This window comes from Methylosoma difficile, from assembly GCF_054657615.1.
The window spans coordinates 788,623-808,100 of the sequence record NZ_BAAHYJ010000001.1 but is presented as its reverse complement, the minus strand read 5'-3'; the positions used below and the strand labels follow the sequence as shown (position 1 = coordinate 808,100).

General features: G+C 50.9%; 21 protein-coding genes. 4 read left to right on the top strand and 17 right to left on the bottom strand.

The window, feature by feature from the left end; all coding sequences use genetic code 11:
- Nucleotides 1-11: 11 nt before the first annotated feature.
- From ACYQ1O_RS03955 to ACYQ1O_RS03920, 8 genes are all read right to left on the bottom strand, one after another.
- Nucleotides 12-584: a PqiC family protein gene (locus ACYQ1O_RS03955; RefSeq protein WP_459990333.1), complete on the bottom strand. Its 573-nt coding sequence runs from the start codon at nt 582-584 to the stop codon at nt 12-14.
- The gene (locus ACYQ1O_RS03950; RefSeq protein WP_459990332.1) at nt 581-2,194 is read right to left on the bottom strand and encodes a PqiB family protein; all 1,614 of its coding nucleotides are present in this window, start codon (nt 2,192-2,194) and stop codon (nt 581-583) included. Before ACYQ1O_RS03950 ends, ACYQ1O_RS03955 begins: the two co-directional genes overlap by 4 nt.
- Entirely contained in the window at nt 2,191-2,817 is a 627-nt protein-coding gene (locus tag ACYQ1O_RS03945) for a paraquat-inducible protein A (protein WP_459990331.1), read from the bottom strand. The genes ACYQ1O_RS03950 and ACYQ1O_RS03945 overlap by 4 nt, the downstream gene beginning before the upstream one ends.
- Complete coding sequence (locus ACYQ1O_RS03940) at nt 2,795-3,421, bottom strand: paraquat-inducible protein A (RefSeq protein WP_459990330.1); 627 nt, start codon at nt 3,419-3,421, stop codon at nt 2,795-2,797. Before ACYQ1O_RS03940 ends, ACYQ1O_RS03945 begins: the two co-directional genes overlap by 23 nt.
- 44 nt (nt 3,422-3,465) lie before the next feature.
- Nucleotides 3,466-4,062 carry a Uma2 family endonuclease gene (locus ACYQ1O_RS03935; RefSeq protein WP_459990329.1) on the bottom strand — a complete coding sequence of 199 codons (597 nt, stop codon included), beginning with the start codon at nt 4,060-4,062 and terminating at the stop codon, nt 3,466-3,468.
- A 70-nt stretch (nt 4,063-4,132) separates the two neighbouring features.
- Nucleotides 4,133-4,687, bottom strand: coding sequence for a 16S rRNA (guanine(966)-N(2))-methyltransferase RsmD (gene rsmD / locus ACYQ1O_RS03930; RefSeq protein ID WP_459990328.1), 555 nt, complete (start codon nt 4,685-4,687; stop codon nt 4,133-4,135).
- Nucleotides 4,677-5,978 (bottom strand): M16 family metallopeptidase, encoded by a 1,302-nt coding sequence (locus ACYQ1O_RS03925; protein WP_459990327.1) that lies wholly within the window; start codon nt 5,976-5,978, stop codon nt 4,677-4,679. Before ACYQ1O_RS03925 ends, rsmD begins: the two co-directional genes overlap by 11 nt.
- On the bottom strand, nt 5,978-7,333 hold the full coding sequence (locus ACYQ1O_RS03920; protein ID WP_459990326.1) for a M16 family metallopeptidase: 1,356 nt from the start codon (nt 7,331-7,333) through the stop codon (nt 5,978-5,980). Before ACYQ1O_RS03920 ends, ACYQ1O_RS03925 begins: the two co-directional genes overlap by 1 nt.
- 188 nt (nt 7,334-7,521) lie before the next feature.
- On the opposite strand from ACYQ1O_RS03920, the gene ACYQ1O_RS03915 reads away from it, so the two are divergent.
- Entirely contained in the window at nt 7,522-7,875 is a 354-nt protein-coding gene (locus ACYQ1O_RS03915; RefSeq protein WP_459990325.1) for a HepT-like ribonuclease domain-containing protein, read from the top strand.
- A gap of 1 nt (nt 7,876) precedes the next feature.
- On the opposite strand, the gene ACYQ1O_RS03910 is transcribed toward ACYQ1O_RS03915, so the two are convergent.
- Together ACYQ1O_RS03910 and ACYQ1O_RS03905 are read right to left on the bottom strand one after the other, a co-directional pair.
- Nucleotides 7,877-8,500 carry an SMI1/KNR4 family protein gene (locus ACYQ1O_RS03910; protein ID WP_459990324.1) on the bottom strand — a complete coding sequence of 208 codons (624 nt, stop codon included), beginning with the start codon at nt 8,498-8,500 and terminating at the stop codon, nt 7,877-7,879.
- 11 nt (nt 8,501-8,511) lie between these two features.
- On the bottom strand, nt 8,512-8,937 hold the full coding sequence (locus tag ACYQ1O_RS03905; RefSeq protein WP_459990323.1) for a hypothetical protein: 426 nt from the start codon (nt 8,935-8,937) through the stop codon (nt 8,512-8,514).
- A gap of 139 nt (nt 8,938-9,076) precedes the next feature.
- On the opposite strand from ACYQ1O_RS03905, the gene cyoE reads away from it, so the two are divergent.
- Together cyoE and ACYQ1O_RS03895 are read left to right on the top strand one after the other, a co-directional pair.
- The gene (cyoE, locus tag ACYQ1O_RS03900) at nt 9,077-9,964 is read left to right on the top strand and encodes a heme o synthase (RefSeq protein ID WP_459990632.1); all 888 of its coding nucleotides are present in this window, start codon (nt 9,077-9,079) and stop codon (nt 9,962-9,964) included.
- The gene (locus ACYQ1O_RS03895; protein WP_459990322.1) at nt 9,961-10,977 is read left to right on the top strand and encodes a glycosyl transferase family protein; all 1,017 of its coding nucleotides are present in this window, start codon (nt 9,961-9,963) and stop codon (nt 10,975-10,977) included. The genes cyoE and ACYQ1O_RS03895 overlap by 4 nt, the downstream gene beginning before the upstream one ends.
- An 8-nt stretch (nt 10,978-10,985) precedes the next feature.
- Here the strand turns inward: ACYQ1O_RS03895 and lnt are convergent, their stop codons facing one another.
- From lnt to ACYQ1O_RS03860, 7 genes are all read right to left on the bottom strand, one after another.
- Nucleotides 10,986-12,509 carry an apolipoprotein N-acyltransferase gene (lnt, locus tag ACYQ1O_RS03890; RefSeq protein ID WP_459990321.1) on the bottom strand — a complete coding sequence of 508 codons (1,524 nt, stop codon included), beginning with the start codon at nt 12,507-12,509 and terminating at the stop codon, nt 10,986-10,988.
- A 69-nt stretch (nt 12,510-12,578) separates the two neighbouring features.
- Nucleotides 12,579-13,097, bottom strand: a complete 519-nt coding sequence (locus ACYQ1O_RS03885; RefSeq protein ID WP_459990320.1) for a YfiR family protein — start codon at nt 13,095-13,097, stop codon at nt 12,579-12,581.
- The gene (locus ACYQ1O_RS03880; RefSeq protein WP_459990319.1) at nt 13,097-15,073 is read right to left on the bottom strand and encodes a TonB-dependent receptor plug domain-containing protein; all 1,977 of its coding nucleotides are present in this window, start codon (nt 15,071-15,073) and stop codon (nt 13,097-13,099) included. The genes ACYQ1O_RS03885 and ACYQ1O_RS03880 overlap by 1 nt, the downstream gene beginning before the upstream one ends.
- Nucleotides 15,070-15,480 (bottom strand): ExbD/TolR family protein, encoded by a 411-nt coding sequence (locus tag ACYQ1O_RS03875; protein ID WP_459990318.1) that lies wholly within the window; start codon nt 15,478-15,480, stop codon nt 15,070-15,072. The genes ACYQ1O_RS03880 and ACYQ1O_RS03875 overlap by 4 nt, the downstream gene beginning before the upstream one ends.
- Nucleotides 15,481-16,146 (bottom strand): MotA/TolQ/ExbB proton channel family protein, encoded by a 666-nt coding sequence (locus ACYQ1O_RS03870; protein ID WP_459990317.1) that lies wholly within the window; start codon nt 16,144-16,146, stop codon nt 15,481-15,483.
- Between the two features lie 24 nt (nt 16,147-16,170).
- The gene (locus tag ACYQ1O_RS03865) at nt 16,171-16,989 is read right to left on the bottom strand and encodes an energy transducer TonB (protein ID WP_459990316.1); all 819 of its coding nucleotides are present in this window, start codon (nt 16,987-16,989) and stop codon (nt 16,171-16,173) included.
- 50 nt (nt 16,990-17,039) lie between these two features.
- Nucleotides 17,040-18,080 carry an FAD:protein FMN transferase gene (locus tag ACYQ1O_RS03860; protein WP_459990315.1) on the bottom strand — a complete coding sequence of 347 codons (1,041 nt, stop codon included), beginning with the start codon at nt 18,078-18,080 and terminating at the stop codon, nt 17,040-17,042.
- 161 nt (nt 18,081-18,241) lie between these two features.
- On the opposite strand from ACYQ1O_RS03860, the gene ACYQ1O_RS03855 reads away from it, so the two are divergent.
- On the top strand, nt 18,242-19,456 hold the full coding sequence (locus ACYQ1O_RS03855) for an argininosuccinate synthase (protein ID WP_459990314.1): 1,215 nt from the start codon (nt 18,242-18,244) through the stop codon (nt 19,454-19,456).
- Nucleotides 19,457-19,478 lie beyond the last annotated feature (22 nt).

Genomic DNA, 19,478 nt, shown 5'->3' with positions numbered 1-19,478 from the left:
CTACCCCACGCCTAGCGAAGCAAAGCAGCCGCCAACTCGCGGCCCATCTGCGTCAATGCTTGGCTAAACCCAGCCGTAACAGCCTGATATGAACCATCCTGCAAAGGCTTGTTTATCAGACTATGCCCGCTACTCAGCATGACGTGCGAGTTTTCATCCAACACCACCCAATTGGCTTCCACGGTGATTGATTGGCCCAAACTGGCATCAAATCGGGTGATGTCGATGACAATGTGTTGGTCAACGTTGCCAAACGCACTCCAAGGATAGGTTCTGATGACATCGTTGGGCAGTTGTCCGGCGATATTTTGTTGCAACACACTGACGATATTGTCTTTTAGCGGCGCAGCCCAGTGCTGGAATTCGGCGATTTGCACATTATTGCTGCCGTTACGGGTAACGATTTGCTTACGTTCGACCAAGCTTGGGATGGTCACCGGGCCAATCCCGATGGTACGCGGCTTAACATTTCCCTGAGCCGTCATGGGTGCGACATGGCCCGCTTCCAACACATAAAACGTGGGTGATGGCGTTTCCGCGCAAGCGACCAACAAGGCCGCCGCCAGTATGACAAATCGGTTCATCGGCTTTGCTCCTCATGTTTGCCGCGCAATAAAGCGTCTGGGTGTTGTTCCAAGAAATCCGTCAATTGTTTGACCGAGCTGGCGGCGTGGGTCAACTCTTGTATCAGTTTATCCAATTCGTAATGGCGGGTTGATCCCGGTTCCAGCGTACCCAAGACTTTTTGTGCCGTTCCTAAAGTTTTGTCTGCTGTGCTTAAGGTGGTGTTGGCGGAATCGAGCATTTGGGTTGCCGATTTGGACGTGCCTTGCAGGGTTTGCAAAGTTTTGTTGGCTTCCTGTGTTAATTCTGCCAGCGGCAATTTGGCAATTTTAGCCATAATGATTTGTGTGGATTGGGTGAACTCATCCAAGGTGCTGGGCGTGGTCGGGAATTCAGGCAAGCCGGTATTGTTGATATTTTGGGTGGGCGGGAATTCGCCTTTCGGGTGGAAAGCCAAATCCACCAGCAATTGCCCCGTCAATAAACTGCCAGTTTGCAGTTGCGCCCTTAAGCCTTGGTCGATCAGCCGCTGCAAAATGGCCGCATCGGAAACATTAGGCAGGTTATTGCTTTCTTTAATACGATCCATCTCCAGCTCGACAACGACGGGCGTACGGATGTCGACGGTTTTTTCGTCAATCTCAAGGCCGATGCCCACAACCTTGCCGATGGTGATACCGCGCATTTGTACCGGCGCGCCTTCGGTCAATCCACGTAGTGAGCCGGTGAAGAACATGGCGTATTTCAGCGGGTTGTTGTAGACCTCTTGGGTGGACTGGTCGTAAGTTTCGTAAAGTTTAAAAGGGCTATTTTCCGGTTTTATGTCGCTGACCGTGTCATGTTCGGCAGCGCGGAAAGCAATACCGCCGCTCAGCAAAGAAATTAAAGGGCCCGTACGCACTTTAAAACCATTCGCACCTGCCGACAAATCAACGCCGCTGTCTATCCAAAAACGGGTGTTTTTGCGGACAAATTGGTCATAAGGCGCATTGATGAAGACGGTCAGTTGGATGGCATTGGCTTGGTCGTTGAGTTTATGGCTCAGCACTTCGCCCACATTAATGCCATGAAAATTGATCGGCGTTCCGGCGCGCATGGAACCTAAATCGTTAGCTTCAAGAATAAATTGCCGGCCTTCGGCGTTGGACTTCAATAAAGGGGCGGACGGCAAGCCGACAAAATGCCACTGTTCGTGGCCTTCGCCCGGCTTGATGGCAATATACGCGCCCGACAACAACGTACCCAAACCCGATACGCCACCCAACCCCACTTGCGGTTTGACCACCCAAAAGCGGGTACTTTCTTTTAGGTAGCTTTCGGCGCTGCGGTTAAGTCTTGCGCTGACTTGGATGGTTTTTAAATCATCATTAATGCTGATGGCGGTGACTTTACCAATTTCCACATCCAAATATTTGATTTTGGTTTTGTCCACTTCCAAGCCTTCGGCAGTGGGGAAATTGATGGTGATTTCTGGGCCTTTTTCCGATACCGATTTATAAATCAGCCAAGCACTGACGATTAAGGCAATCACAGGCAACAACCAAACCAATGAAAATTCAGCTTTTTTGTTCAGGTTGATGTCTTCCGCGTCGAAAGGATCTTCAATTGGATTGTCGTTAAATTCGCTCATGGTTTGTTTTGGTTATCCCAAATAAGACGTGGATCAAAGCTTTTGGCTGCCAACATGGTCAGCACGACCACCGCACCAAAAGCCGTGGCGGCAGGCCCTGCCAATACTTGCGAAATGCCGCCCAAATCGACTAGCGACACTAAAATGGAAATCATAAAAATATCTAACATCGACCACCGTCCGACAAAACAGATGATGCGGTATATTTGCGTCCAACGCTTGGCATCGCGCCGCCAGCCAAAGCGAACATAAACCAGCAGCACGCTGATACCAATCAGTTTAAGCAACGGCACCAAAATGCTGGCAACTAGCACCAGCAAGGCAATCGGCACCATGTCGCTGTTTATCAACGCGATAATGCCACCAATGATGGTGTGCGGCTCGCCGACGCCCAGATTGGTCACCGTCATAATCGGGAAAATATTAGCGGGGATATACAAAAAATAGGCACTGAGCAAATACGCTAACGTGCGTTGTTGGCTACGCGGAATGCGCTCATGCAGAGGGCTGCCACAAACGCTGCAACTGATTGGCAAAGCCTGCAAAGGGCTGAGGCCGCCGCAATCATGGCAACGCACCAAACCTTGTGCCAAGGCGGTGTTAAGCTTTATTTTTTTGCCCATTCAATTGTGCGATTCGTTGCCAAAATAAGTGTTCGTCCAAGCTACTCGCCAGCATCACGTTAACCAAAAGCAAGGCGGAAAAAGCATACAAACCAAAGCCAAACTGCAATTCCGCCATCGATGCCAGCTTAACACACGCAACAATGATGCCTAAACAGTAAACCTCAAGCATTGCCCATTCTTCCAAGTGCCGTAACCAGCGCAGCCAATGCGGCAAATACCGATGCGGACGGTTAAAATGCAAATGCGCGCTAATCAATAACGCCAACAAGGTGTTGGTCAGCGGAAACAGGATGCTGGAAAGAAACACCAGTACCGCCACTAGCCACATACCTTCGTTAAACAAAGTGGCGACACCTGACCATAACGTACCGTCATGGGTGTTGCCCAAAACCTTAATACCGACTAAAGGTAATAAATTAGCTGGGAAAATCAATACCAATCCGGCTATCGACAAAGCCAAAGTCCGCTCAACACTGTCTTTGCCAGGGCGTTGCAACAAATAGCCGCAGCGCGGGCAGTGGGCTTTGTCACCGATTTCAGGCTGGGATGGATTCAGCAGCAGATCGCATTCGGGGCAAGCAGTGAAATCAGTCAGGGACATGGCGGTTATACGCTAAACCGTTGCGAAAAATAAGACAGTCACGCTTATCCGGAAATGACTTGCGCTTGCCGGAATTCGCGCATATCGGCATTATCGACGCGGTCATAAAGGGTTTCCACGCTTAAGCTCAAATCAATCGAAGCTAAGGTGAAGGTATCGCCCAAATAAAAATATTCCGGCAACCAATGTTTGTCACGGCGCATGATTTGCACCGAGACAAAATCCGGCTCAATCAGCACATATTCTTGCAACGAAGGTAAGTTGATATAACGCAGCAGCTTGGTGCTGGTATCGGTTTTGCGGGTTGACTTGGACAGCACCTCAATAATCAAAACGGGAGTATTGGAAAACAAGGCATCGCCCGACATTTCGCTGCAATCGACCAGCACATCAGGATAGACATAATCTTTGCCAACACGGACTTTCATGTCCGCCATAAACGGCGTACAGGGTTTGCCTTCCAAATGATTACCTATCTTGCGAAAAATATTGCCAGCCAAACAATTGTGGTTAAAGCCTGCGCCTGCCATCGCATAAATATGACCAGCAATGTATTCGCGTTTGGTTTCGGACAGCTGCTCGGACTGCAAATAGTCTTCTTCGCTGAGCAATGGGAACTCTTGTTGTGCTATTAACACCATCACCGCACTCCAGTTGAAAATTTTATGCTTGATTATAGGCGCTTAACCGTTTGACGAGTAGTAGCAAACGCTATAAGCCATTGGTAAATAAATGATAAGCCACCTCGCCTGCCTGTTTGCTTTTCAACAATTGCCAAGTTTCAGGAAAACCATCCAACTTAAGGCTGGCTTCGGTTTCCACGTAGATTTTCGCATCAGGCGCCAGCCAATCCTTATCGTGCAGCCAGTGGCAAGTCTGTGCTGCCAAGCCCATCGCAAAGGGCGGGTCGAGGAACACCACATCAAAGCTTTCGGCATCGCCTGCTAAAAACCGGAACACATCAGCTTGCACCAATTTGATTTGCTGTGCGTCCAAAGCCACTGCATTGCCCTTTAGCGCGCGGCAAGCCAAGGGGTTTTGCTCAACTTGCACGACACGCTTGGCCCCGCGCGAAGCTGCCTCAAACCCCAAGGCGCCGCTGCCTGCGTACAAATCCAAACAGCGGCTGCCTATGATGTCGGTTTGCAGCCAGTTGAACAAAGTTTCGCGCACCCGTGCGGGCGTTGGCCTTAAACCTGGCGCATCGACAAAAGCCAGCTGTCGGCTACGCCAGTTGCCACCGATGATGCGGAGCTTATTTTGCACTTTTCCCCACCGTGACGGTTTGCAAGAGCGCAGGGTTAACGCGGCGTTTCAAGGTTTCGGTAATGGAGGCGACGGTCACTTGCTCTATTTTTTGCTGGAAAGTATCCAGATAATCCAGCGGCAAGTCATAAAACGCAATCATGCCGACATAGTTCGCCAATTTTTTATTGGTATCAATACGCATGGCAAAACCGCCGGTGATGTTTTTCTTGGCGGCGACCAATTCCGCTTCCGTCGGGCCTTTGGTAATAAACTCGCCCAAGGTTTGGTTAAGCACCTCCAACGCTTGCGGCGTTTGGTCGTTGCGGGTTTGCAGGCTGACGATGAACGGGCCGGGTTTCAGCATGGGAATAAACGCACTGGAGGCGCTGTACGCCAAACCGCGTTTTTCGCGCACTTCTTCAAACAGTTTGGACACCAAACCGCTGCCACCCAAAATATGGTTGCCAACGTATAAATTGAAGTAATCGGCATCTTTGCGGTAGGTGCCGGGCATACCCACTAAAACATGGGTTTGTGTAGACGGGAAGTCAATATGCTGCTGCGAACCCGCTGTGGGCGCAAGCACATCCGGCAAGGCCGCTGGTTTTTGTCCAACCGGCAAGCCCGACAACAGTTTTTCGGCGGTTTGTTCGGCTTGGGTTTTGTCGACATCGCCAACGATAACGACAATGGCGTTCGCCGCCACGTAGTATTTTTTATAAAACTCGCGCAGATCGTTGACCTTAAGCGCGGCAACGGTTTTCAAATCGCCATCGCCGGAATGCCCATAAGGATGGTTGCCGTACAACGCTTTGTAAAACGCGATGCTGGCGACTTCGGCGGGCGATTCTTCGGCCTGTTTTAAGCCTGCCAAGGTACGGTTTTTCTCGCGCTGGAAATCGGCGGCGTTAAAGCTGGGTTTGGACAAAATGACTTGCATTGTTTCGACGGCTTTATCGAACAACGGTTTATCGGTCAATGTCCGCAACGAAACGGTTGCCATATCCATCGAGCTGCCTGCGCCGAACACCGCGCCGACGCTTTCAAAACGCTGGGCAATTTGGTCGGCATTCCATTTGCCTGCACCGGTGTCGAGCATGTTGGCGGTCAGGCCCGATAAGCCAAAAGCTTTGCCATCACGCGCGCTGCCAGCATCGAACACCACTTGAATATCCGCCATCGGCAAACCTTCGGTACGCACGTAATAGACGCGGCTGCCTTGCGGGGTTTGCCATTGGTCAATTTTTGCCGCTGCCGATAAGGTTTGCGTGCCAATCAATAAAACAAAAGCTAACAATAGGGGGCGCATTATTTTGCTCCTTTAACAGCGGCTTGCTGGGCTTGAAGAGGTTGCGGATCGAGATAGGCGATGCTCAGGTGGTCGTCAATCAGGTATTTACGCGCCACTTCGCGGACTTGTTCGGCAGTCACTTGGTTGACTTTGGCGACGTATTCATCGGCTTTTTGCCAACCTAAACCCACGGTTTCCAACATGCCCAATTGCATGGCCTGATAAAAACCGGAATCGCGTTCGTACACAGCACTTGCCAACACTTGCGCTTTAATGCGCTGCAATTCTTCGGCGCTGACCAGCTGGTCTTGCAGCTTGCTGATTTCCGCTTTTAAGGCTTTTTCCAAATCCTGCACACTTTTGCCTTCGGCGGGCGTGGCTTCCAGTTCAAACAAACTCGGCAAGCGCGTGGCGATGCTATAGCCCGCTCCCGCCGCCACGGCAATCTGCTTGCCGCGCACCAAGCCCGAACTGAGCCGCGCGCTGCTGCCGCCATCGAGTACGCCTGCCAGCACTTCCAATGCATAGGCGTCGCTTTCGGCATTCGGTGTGGTCAACGACGGCACTTTGTAACCCATCACCAGCGACGGCAATTTCGCCGGCACTTTAACCGTCATTTTCCGCACGCCGATTTGTTCTATTTCGGCTTGTGGTTTTAAGGGTTTGATGTCGCTAGGCTTAAGGGCGGCAAAATATTTTTCTGCCAGATCGAACACCGCTTGCGCTTGCACGTCGCCCACCACAACTAAGGTGGCGTTGTTCGGCGCATACCAACGTTGATACCACGCCTGCAAATCTTCAACCGTGTAGTTGGCAATGTCTGCTGGCCAACCGATGACCGGATGCTTGTACGGGCTGTTGCTGTAAGCCATCGCGTTAAAATGCTCGCCCATTTTGGCTTGCGGGTTATCGTCGGTTCGCATACGGCGTTCTTCGGTGACGACTTGCAATTCTTTTTTCAGTTCTTCCGGCAACAAATGCAGATAGCGCATACGGTCGGCTTCCAGCTCAAAACTCACCGCCAATCTGGAGGCTTCCATGGTTTGGAAATACGCGGTGTAATCTTGTCCGGTGAAGGCATTTTCTTCGCCGCCATTTTCGGCAATGATGCGTGAAAATTCGCCGGCGGGGTGTTTGTCGGTGCCTTTAAACATCATGTGTTCCAGCATGTGCGAGATGCCGGTGATGCCGCCTGGCTCGTAGCTGGAACCGACTTTGTACCAGACTTGCGAAACCGCCACGGGCGAGCGGTGGTCTTCTTTGACCAAGACTTTCAAGCCATTGCCCAACACATGTTCAGACACTTTGCTGTCCGCTTGCGCGGCGATGATCGGCAATGCCAAGAGCGTTGCAGAGATTAATTGCTTTTTCATAACTCCCTCTTAAGTTGAAATGATCCGCGCATCGGACTGTATTAAGGCTGAATTGTTCATCCGATGACCCACCGCATGCGCATGGATTTGCACATTGGCGAACGCTTATAGAATGCTAAAATGAATCTGCGCCAAGCTTGTAAAGGCGCAATTATACTGGATTAAACGCAACCCAAACTTTTACCGGCATGAAAAGCAAACTTATTTATCTACTGACGGCTTACCAATGCGTTGAATCTATTCTCAACTACACGCTCGGCTATGAGCTGGCGGATTTTTTAGACGATAGCAAAACGCAAGATGCCGTTATCCGTAACCTGGATGTGTTGGGGCAAATTTTGGATGATTTAGGGCTTGAGACATTGCAGATCAACCACCCGACCGTCGATTGGGCAAGGTTTAGGCAAGTAAAAAACTTGGTTTCTTACCGGACGTTAGGACAGGACAACAAGGTTAAAATCTGGGAAATTTCGCGCCGCCAGCAAATCGTTCCCATTAAAATGGCTTTGGAAGACTTGCTGGCGGCAATCGATAACGGCTAAATCAGCTGTCAAACAAGTATTCGTCCGCTAACCACTGGGTACCGGTTTCACCATCCCAGTAGCGGGTATGCGACAAAATTTCGTTAAGCAAAGCCGCATTCGGCGTGGTGATTTTGGCTATAAAAGCCTCCAAACTGGCACCTTCTTCCGTAAATTCAAAACCGTCATGGTCAAACAAAAACACCTTGCCGGCATCCTCACCTGAAGCAGGCATCAGGTAATAATTGCCCGACTGCGGCACTTCGCCGATGACGATGTAATCGTCCAGCCAATTAGGCAAAAAGTCTTCTGCCTCCTCTTCATCCAAACCATCCAACCAAGCCTCAAAACAGGGTTTTAGTTCTACCCATTCATCCGGCTCGGCAATGTAAAAAGCAAAATTATCGCCAACCGTGTCGCAATATAAACTCAGGCTGCCATAGCGGCTGTAAAACGCTGCCACTTCGGGCAGTTCCGGGAATTGCGCGCGCAGGCTGGTTATAACCTCTGGCTCGGCAGGCGGGGTGGTTTTATGTGCCAGCATTGCCGTGTAACGCACCGGACCAGGTTTAGGCCAACCGTTATCTATGCAAACAAAGCGTTGGTTTTTACGTGCCAGAAAGCTTTCTAATTGACTGAAGTCCATACGGGCACCGGTTACATAACAATACAAAAATGGAACGGTTGTTCGGCTTCGATGGCTTTGTCCAGCTCAACCAGCGTGTCTTCCAACTCCCAAATCAAGTCATCTTTATCCCAACGGCCTGTTTTAATGGCGTCAGGATCATCTTGCACCGCCGCCAATATCGCCGTCACCGAAGCATGGGCTTCTTCGGGCGCAAACCAATCGGCTTGGTCGTTGCTCCAAGGTTCGCCATCCATTTCTTCATCTTCGTCCTCATCCTCTTCGCTCATGTTCATTTCGAAATCGGTGTAATCATAAAAGGCTGACAATGGTTTAACCCCCAATTTTGCCGCCAAAATATCCAGTTCTTCCGTTAACGCCAGCATTGCCGAATGGTCGTCTTCGTTACAATCGATTTCACTGCCGTTTCTGATATTTATCCAAATAGTATCGCTCATGATTGATTCCTCTTTTGATGGTTACTCGGAACAGTAATGCCTTTAGCTTAAGTTGAAGATAAATATAACTGTACCTGTAAGTATTTCAATCATTAAATGTTCACTGTATCATGCCAGAGAACACTTAAAAGCTGGTTGCATCATGTCGAATTTGTCTTCTTTACCTTGGAAAAGTTACCTCACCCTCTGCAAGCCCAATGTGGTCGCGGAAATGCTGTTTACCGCCATTGTCGGCATGTTGCTGGCTGTGTCCGGAATGCCGCCGATTGGCTTGGTCATCTACAGCACGATTGGCATTGCCTTGGCGGCCTCTTCCGCCGCCGCCATCAACCATTTTATCGACCGTAAAGCCGACGCGGTCATGGCGCGCACCGAAAAACGCCCGATGCCAACCGGCAACCTGAACGCCAAAGAAGTGTTGGGCTTTGCCTTTGTGCTGGGCGTTACCGCCATGCTGGTATTGGTCTTGTTAGTGAACACCCTGACCGCCGTGCTGACGTTTTTATCGCTGTTTGGTTACGCCATTATTTACACCGTTTACCTCAAACGCGCCTCGCCGCAAAACATCGTCATCGGCGGTGCCTTTGGCGCGACACCACCGTTGCTGGGCTGGTGCGCGATGACCAACGAAGTGCATCCTTACGCCTTGTTGTTGATGCTGATTATTTTCGTCTGGACGCCACCGCATTTTTGGGCCTTAGCCATTGCCCGCCGCGAAGAGTACGCCAAAGTCAAAATCCCCATGCTACCGGTCACCCACGGTGCGGAATTTACCCGCTTGCAGATTTTGCTGTACACCGTCCTGCTGTTGATTGTCACTGTCCTGCCCTATTTGACCGGCATGAGCGGTCTGATCTACCTCGGCTTGGCATTGCCTTTGGATATTGCCTTCATTTACTTTGCCGTACAAATGATGCGTCTGAAAGACAACAAAACCGCCATGAAAACCTTTGGCTACTCCATCGTCTACATCACCGTGCTGTTTGCCGCGCTGTTGATCGACCATTACGTCATGCTGAGATTATGAAGCTTTCCCATCACGAACAGACGCCTTATCAGGAACACCCTTTTGCCGAAATCGTCCGCATTTTAGGCAAAGGCAAAAAAGGTTCGCGCCCGCTCACGCAAGATGAAGCCTACCGCGCCATGAAAATGATCTTGGCTGACGAAGTGCTGCCCGTGCAACTGGGCGCATTTTTAATGTTGATGCGTATTAAGGAAGAAACCCCGGAAGAATTGGCGGGTTTTGTGCTGGCGGCGCGCGAGTCGTTTAATTTATCGGCGGACGACGGCTTGGTCGATTTGGACTGGTCGTCCTATGCGGGAAAGCGCCGCCACTTGCCCTGGTTTTTGCTGGCGGCATTATTACTGGCTGAAAACGGCGTTAAAGTGTTTATGCACGGTGCCAGCGGGCATTCGGCAGGCCGTTTGTATACTGAAAACATGTTGGGTTATTTGGGCCTGACTGCTGCCAACTCCATCAGCGAAGCCCGCGAACAACTGCAAGAACGCAATTTCAGCTACTTATCGCTGGAACACTTCTGCCCCAAACTGCACGAGATTATCGAACTACGCCCCATCCTAGGCTTACGCTCGCCCGTACACACCTTGGTGCGCCTGCTCAACCCCTTTAATGCCAGCTACAGCATCCAAGGCATTTTCCACCCCAGCTACCGCCCTGTTCACCAACAAGCCGCCGCCCTGTTACAACAACCGCACATGGCGGTACTCAAAGGCGAAGGTGGCGAAACCGAACGCAATCCCGACATGGAGTGCTTGGTGCAAAGTGTCCACCAAGGTGAATTGCTGGACGAAAACTGGCCCGCCCTCTTCGCCCGCCGCCACATCAAACCGGAACTGTTAGACCCCGAACAACTGGCGTTAATCTGGAAAAGCGACAGCGAAGACGAATTTGCCGAAATGTCGATCATAGGCACAACAGCTGTTGCGCTTAAATTATTAGGGAAGGCGGATAGCCAAGAACAGGCGCAAGCGTTGGCGCAGCATTTTTGGCAAAACAGAAACAAACAGGCTTTTTGATCGCCTGATTAACGCTTCCGACATAACAGCCCCAAACACACCAACAGCAAAATCCCTGCGACCCAAGTGTCGCCAGCATAAGCAAACGGCGTCATCCCCGCCATAGGCGTCACCGTTGCGGTCAATGCTGTTTCGGTAAATAACGGCGCTTGGGCGATCACTTTGCCTGTCGGCGCAACCACGGCTGTTGCGCCGGTATTGGTGGCGCGGAGCAAGTAGCGGCCGGTTTCCAAGGCGCGCATTCGGGCGATTTGTAAATGCTGGTGCGGCTCAATGCTGTTGCCAAACCAAGCATCGTTGGTGACGTTGACCAAAAATGCCGCTTTCGGCATTCCGGCAATGGCGGCATCGGCAAAGACATCTTCATAACAGATGGAAGTGACGATGTCATAACCGGCGGCGCTAAGCAGCGGCTGATGGTCGCCACCTGGCGTAAACACGCCCAAGTCCAAATGCAGTTGCGACAACACCCAACCCGATAAAGGCTGCAAAGGCATGTATTCGCCAAAAGGCAGCAAATGGTTTTTGCGGTAACGGCCTTGTCCATTACCCAACATCATCACCGTGTTATATAACTCATCGTCCTTTTCGCCGTCTTCGGGCAGGCTGACCAATATAGCCGCCTGATGATCTTTGGCGGCTTGCGCCAAAGGCTTTAGGAAAAATTCTTCCACTTCCGACAAATAGGCAGGAATAGCTGTTTCGGGCCAAATTATCAGCTGCGAACCCCAATGTTGCTCCGTCATGCGCTGATAAAGCCGCAAAGTGTTGATGCGGTTTTCCGGCAACCATTTCTGGTCTTGGCTGATATTGCCTTGAAGCAAGCTCACTTGCAACGGCGCACCGGCTGCGCGGGTCCAAGCCATGTTTTTTAGCGGAATGCCCACCAGCCAAATCATGGCACAGGCCAATAATGCCCCGCGCATCGGTCTATGCCAGCTTTCGGCAATCACCCAAGCGGTCAGCGCCAGAATCAGGCCAACGCCATAAGCACCGAATAGCGGAACGTAACCCACCAGCGGCGTATCCAATTGCGAATACGCAGCCTGCAACCACGGAAAGCCGTTCAGTACAAAACCGCCACGAACCCATTCAACCATTATCCAAAGCAACGGCACTAGCACTGTTGCTCGGTTGGCGGACAAGCATTTTGCCGCGCAATAACCCGCCAACGCCGGAAAAATCGCCCAAAATGCACAAAACACTGCGGACATCAGCACGGCAACCGCCATGCTGGCACCGCCAAAATCATGGATGCTGACATAAACCCAAGAAACACCCAAGCCAAACATGCCCAAGCCAAAACAATAGCCGCGCCAGGCCGCCTGCAACGGGCTTGTGTTGCGCCAAGCCGCAAACAACAGGCTTAGGCTAAGTGGCGCAAAATAGGCAAAATCGAACGGCGCGAACGCCAAGGTAAATAACACACCTGCCACAACCAGCAGGCCATTGATCCATTTGGCATCGGAAGCCAAGGCAGCCGCCAAGTGAGGGGCAGCGCTTAACGCGCCTGATTTAAACAGAATTGACATGGGGATATTTTATGGGTGAAAGGCATGTGTCAAGCAAAAACCAGCCGTTTCCGACCAGATCGTTCAATCTTACTTAACTTCTTTGGCAAGCTGCAGCATCAACGCGCTCAGCTCCAATTTTGCAGCGCGGGCGGCGCTATTGTTGATGCGGAAACTGACGCGGTTGGGTTCGGTACTCATGCTTATCATGACGCCGGCATCCCATGCCGTGTCGCTATCGCTCACTGTCAGCACCGGTTGGTTATGCAAACCCTCCAACAAGCTGGACATTTCGTGCTGATTGGCAAAATTGACAAACAGTATTTGGCAATTATTAAAATCGCCATCGACGTTTATCGTCTGGATGCTGACAGGCCGGTTGCTTAAGGTTTTATGGGCAAACCAATTTTGATGGTCGATAAAAGGATGTTCCCCGCAAATGCACAAGTTGAATTGATTGCTTGGCAACTCCCGCCAGCGGGTAAACTGGGCGAATTTTAAAAGGAATGCCGCCTTTAGCTCGTATTCGGACATGGAGGCGGCAGAAAGGCCAAGGCTGGCAAGCAGCAAACTGGCGAGCAAGATGCGCATCAGCATTTTTGGCTTCATCAGAACCCCGCCGTTAGCTTAAGACGGAAGGTGATGCCATCTTGGCGGATACGGTTTTGTTCATAGCCTTCACCGGTCGGATCGGCGTAATGCTGGTCGAACAGGTTGTAAGCGCCCAAAGATACCCGCAACGATCGGTATACGCCGCCATTAACCGTCAAGTTACCAATGATGTGGTCGCTCACATAACTGGACATGGTTGCCAAACGCTCGCTCATGTACAAAGACTCATAGCCCAGCGTCCAATCTTTATAGCCTAATGGGCTGGAAAAATGCAGCTTGACCAAATGGGTCGGGGAGTTTGTCGCATCGATGTTGCGGGCATTATCTTCCAACTGCTGTAACGAATAACTTGCGCTGAGCTTCATACCATTAGTAAAGCGTTGCTCGCCTTCCAGCTCCACGCCTTCGGCTGTCATTTTACCGACGTTGACCAAGGTGACATAGCCATCGTCTTGTTCCATTTGGTCAATTAGATTGTCTATCCAGTTATGGTATAGCGAGGCCGACAAACATGTGGAAGCCGTTAGCCAATGTTCAAATCCCAATTCTAAGGACTTGATATGCTCAGGCTTTAAGCTGCCGCGCCGGTAATCGTAATAAAGTTCGAACGCGTTAGGTGCACGAAAAGCCGAACCGTAAATCAGCTTGACCACACTGCTATCCAGCGCTTGCCACGCCAAAGCCAAGCGTGGATTGACGCTGCTGCCGCCAAAATCGTTGTAGTCATAACGGACACCGGCAGTAAAGTTAAGCGTATCGAACACTTGAATTTCATCTTGCAAAAACACGCCATCACGTAGGCTCGGCGTGTCGGCATCGAAATAAGGCGGACCAGGAATATAGGCGTTGAACTGGTGTTGCCTAAAGTTATCTTGTACTTCCACGCCAAACTGGAGGCGATGATTTTCAATGGCGGTGTTTTGCAAACGTAGCTCGCCATTCCACCAGCGGCCATTGGCCTTTTCCAGATAATCGACTTGGTAAAGTTCATGATAGCCCAGCGTAGATTCATACTGATAATCATGGAAGCCTAGATGGGCATTGAGCCGCCAATCTTTGCCGATGGCATCATCAAAACTGAGGGCAACATAGGTTTGGATGTCGATATTCTTGTTATGGGGGTCATTCAAGTCACTCTCATAAGCACCTGTCGGTATCCCTCTTGTGCGGTCTACGTAACCACCCTGCAATTGCCAAGCTCGATAGTTGAATTTGGCGAACGCACTTTGGTAGCGGTCATAATCCAAATTTTCGGCAACCCCGTTGTTTTGGGTCGGACGGTCAAATTCTTTGTAATACAAGCGTTCGTTGCCGGCGCGGTCAAAGCCCGTGCCGGAAAGCAACATTTCCGCGCCATTTTCAAAGCGTTTGCCGTAAGTGCCGCGACCTTTAAAGGCATCAAAACTGCCGTATTCGCCCGACACTTGCACGCCGTTGATGGCAGAGCCACGCTTGGTGATAACATTGATGACCCCAAAAAAAGCATTGTTGCCATAAACTGCCGAACCCGCGCCCGGGGCAAATTCAACGCGTTCGACCAAATCGACATCGACCAGCGATTCGTTACCGACATAGGCACCATCGTAGATATTTTCGTTAATGCGTTCGCCGTCGATCAACAGCAAAACTCTGGAATTATAATCGCCAGGGCGGCTAAAACCGCGCACGCCAATATAGGAATAATCGCGCAAACTGTTGATATAAACGCCCGGCAAACTGCGTAACACATCCGCCAAGGTGCGGTAGCCGTAGGTGCGGATGTCTTCGGCGGTGACAATCCGTAAAGAAGCCGGCGCGGTGGCGTTGCGCTGGCTGTATTTGGAGGCGGCGGAACTTTCAATGTTTTGTGGCGTAGTCGATAAGCCGGTGTCCAGCAGCTCTTCCAAGGTTTTTTTGTCGGCATCGGCAGCCATTGCCGATAAACTCGACAACCCTAATAAACCTGCTAAAAACCGCGCCTTCAAAAACATCATTCTTCCAAGGTGACAAATGCCAATTTAGTGACGCCCGCATGTTTGGCGGCTGCCATCACTTGTGCAACTTTAGCATAAGCCACCGCTTGGTCGGCATATAAATGCACGGCTATATCCTGATGGTTAGCCAACTCTTTTTGCAGCGCACTTTCCAACGCCAGCATATCCGCAACAGGTTGTTTGTTAAGCGTAATCGCGCCTTGAGCATCAATGCCGACCTGTAGAGGCTGCACTTCCGTATCAGCCGTCGTTTGTGCGGTTTTCGGCAATGCCACATGCACCGACTGAGTTAACAGCGGCGCGGTCACCAGCAAAATAATCACCAATACCAACATCACATCAACTAGCGGAGTGACGTTAATTTCGCTCATCGCTTCATCATTATCGGCTTGCGGTTTAAAGGCCATTTACAGGTTTCCTTTGTCGGGATTGTTGAACACCACATGGCTAAAACTCACCAAGAAATTTTCCATTTCCGCACGTTGGTGCTTGGCGCGCCGTAAAAAAAAGTTATAGGCCAACACCGCCGGAACCGCCACCGCAATACCAATCGCCGTTGCCACCAAGGCATCGCCAATAGGGCCTGCAACGACATCCAAACTGGTCGAACCGCTTTCAGTGATCTGGTGCATCGCGTGCATAATGCCCAACACCGTACCAAACAAACCAACAAACGGCGCGGTGCTGCCAATGCTTGCCAGCAAGGTTAAGCCATTCTCCAGGCTGCGCTGTTCTTTCTGCAATTGCTCCAATAAAGCGTGTTCCAAAAGCTCAGACGGTACGCCGGAATATTTAAGGTTTTTACCCAGCTGCTCACGGCTTTCGTTCAACCATTTGAAGCCTTGCCGCGCCATTTTGGCTTGCGAGCCTTTAAAAGTGCTATCCGGTAAAGCTTCCGCCTCGGCTAAATTGGGCGCATCCCAAAACACTTGGTTGAAATGCTTGTTCGCCAAGCTGTTGGCGGCAAATTGCCAAGTTTTAAACAAAATTAACGTCCAAGTGATGATGGAGAACGACAGCAAGATATATAAGGTGCTGGCGGCAATCATTTCTGGGGCAAGTTGGTAAGGCATTAAAGTCTCCAAGGGTTTGCGTGGTTACATTTTAAAATTGATGGTTTGTGTAGCCGTCCGCAGCGCGGTTGATGCCACGGCATTAAAACGCCATGAACGCACGTCATTGACAGCAGCCTCGTCCAGTACGGTGTGACCACTGCTTTTTAGGATAGTCACGTCGGTTACCGAACCATCGGCAGACAGCACCAATTTGACTTGCACCGTACCTTCCAAATTACGGCGTTGTGCGGCGCGTGGGTATTTAGGCTTTGGGCATTGGACACAAGTGGCTTTCGCATCAGCACCGCCAGGTTTCGCCGTGATGCCATCGGTGGCGGCAGAGCGGGTTTGAGTTTGACTGCTGGGTGGGGCGGTGCTAGCAGCGGGTGCCGATTCGGCTTTCGCAGCAACAGGCGCGGCGCTTGGTGCTGGCACAGCGACCGGCGGCGGCAAGGGTATCGGGGCAGGCTTGCTAAGCTCAGCAACGGGTTTTGGAGCAGGTTGCTTTTCTAGCGGCTTAACTTTGGCAACCGTTTTAGGTTTAACCACTTTCGGTGGCACAGGCAGTTTTTTTTCTATAGGTTTCGCAACAGGCGCCGGTGCCTGCGGTTTGGCGGGTGCAGGTTTGACGACAGGCGCAGCGGCTAGTGTGACTTCAATCAGTTTTTCTTTTGGCAGACTGGGCTTATTGGCGGCTTGTAACAACCATAACGCCAACCCCGTGTGCAAAAGCGCTACCAATACCAATAAAGCAGCCGCCATGATTTGCGGACGCGTTTCGCCCAGCCAATAAGCTTTAAGCCCTTGCCAAAAGGGCATCTGAGCGGATGGCGTTTCGCCGCCACTTTTGAATAATTGCATGACAGCCACCTAACCTTATGCGCGTCTCTTTGTTTGTTTAGCCGTCATTTTCACTCAATCACCAGGGTTTTTAGCTGCTGCAAAGCCGCGCTGGGAAACTCTTGGAATGCGTCGCCTTGTTGTTCGATAAACAAAGTAGCAATACCCGCTTGGTCGGCAACTTTAATGCCTTCCGTACGCCCCAAGCACAACAGAGCCGTTCCCCATGCATCGGCTTCCATGGGATTGGCATGGAAAACCGTCACCGACACCGTTTTGTGGTCAACAGGCTTGCCGGTTTTGGCATCCAAGATGTGGCTGTAGCGTTTGCCGTCTTTGTCGAAATAATGCCGGTAAGTGCCGGATGTCATGACCGACATCGGCGTGGTTTGTTTAAGGGTAATGACTTTTTGCATAGTGCGCTCGCCGGGCAAAGGCTTTTCCAACGCCACTCGCCAAGGCTGATGGTCCGGTTTTTCGCCACGGGTTTGCAGCTCGCCACCGATTTCCACCAAATAGTTTTGGATGCCTTGCTGTTCCAACAAGGCGGCAATACGCCCGACGCTATAACCTTGGGCTATCGACGACAAATCCACCCGCAATTGCGGATTTTTTTTGCGCAAATGGCTGGCATCTACGGTTTCCAAATTTTGAAAACCCACTTGCTGTAAGGTCGATTGTAAACTGGCGTCATCAGGAATGTGCAGTTGCTCGGCTTTAAAGCCCCACAAATCGAACAGCGGCTTGATGGTCAAATCGTAACAACCGTGGCTGGCTTCGCTGATGGTTCTGGCTTGCTGTACAAGACTGACAATCTCTTCGCTGACGGGAACGGCATCGCTGCTGTGGTTGGCATTGAACTGCTCAATAGCCGAGTCATTACGGTAATTGGACAACTGTTGGTCGATGCGGGCAAATTCTGCATCGGCGGCCTTTTTGATGACTAACGGATCAACACCCGCAACACCGACAAAACTCAAGTGATAAGTCGTGCCTTGCGTGTAACCGCTGAGCTTTTGCACGTCTTCAGTCGGCGAACATCCAGCAATAACAAACAACAGCCAGCCCGATGCCAAGGATTTACCCAAGCGGGAAAAGGAATTTACGGTCATGGTTTTATTAGGCGATAAAAATAATCGACCATTTTACCTTGCCTTGCCGCCAGCGATAAATTTTCCTCTGCTTTTAGGGGTTTATCGGCGTAGCAAAACTGCGCGACCAGGGCAATTTACGCTATAATCGACGCCATTTTTAACCTTTGAGTACCAGCGTTATGTCAGAAATCAATAAAGTAGTATTGGCCTATTCGGGCGGATTGGACACTTCCGTTATTCTGAAGTGGCTGCAAGATGTTTACGATTGCGAAGTGGTCACGTTTACCGCCGACTTAGGTCAAGGCGAAGAAGTCGAACCTGCACGCGCCAAAGCCCAAGCGATGGGCATTAAAGAAATTTACATCGACGATTTACGTGAAGAATTCGCCCGCGACTTCGTGTTCCCGATGTTCCGCGCCAATACCATTTACGAAGGCGAATATTTGCTGGGTACTTCAATCGCCCGCCCGCTGATCGCCAAACGCTTGATCGACATCGCCAACGAAACCAATGCCGGTGCCATCTCGCACGGTGCTACTGGCAAAGGCAACGATCAAGTCCGCTTTGAATTGGGCGCTTATGCGTTACGCCCCGACATTAAAGTGATTGCGCCTTGGCGTGAATGGGATTTGACCTCGCGCCAAACCCTGTTGAACTACGCCGAAAAGCACGGCATTCCCGTGGAAATGAAAAAAGGCAAAACCTCACCTTATTCTATGGATGCCAACTTACTACACATTTCCTACGAAGGCCGTGTACTGGAAGATCCTTGGGCAGAACCCGAAGAAGACATGTGGCGTTGGACAGTGTCGCCTGAAACGGCTCCCGACCAAGCCACTTATATTGAACTGACTTTCAGCCAAGGCGACATCGTCGCTATTGATGATGTGCCGCACAGCCCAGCCGAAGTCATGGCAAAACTGAACCAAATCGCTGGCGCAAACGGCATTGGTCGCTTGGACATTGTCGAAAACCGCTATGTCGGCATGAAATCACGCGGCTGTTACGAAACCCCCGCCGGCACGGTCATGCTGAAAGCCCATCGCGCCATCGAGTCATTGACTTTGGACCGCGAAGTGGCGCATTTGAAAGACGAATTGATGCCACGTTATGCATCGTTAATCTACAACGGCTATTGGTGGAGCCCTGAACGCCTGATGTTACAAACCATGATTGACGCGTCACAAGTGAATGTGAACGGCAAAGTGCGTTTGAAATTGTACAAAGGCAACGTCATTGTCGTCGGTCGCCAATCCAGCACTGACAGCTTATTTGACGAAAGCATCGCCACCTTTGAAGAAGATCAAGGCGCATACAACCAAAAAGATGCGGAAGGCTTTATTAAGCTTAACGCTTTACGGATGCGTATTGCGGCAGCTAAACGCCTAAAATGATGCAGAAAAGGCAGGACAATTG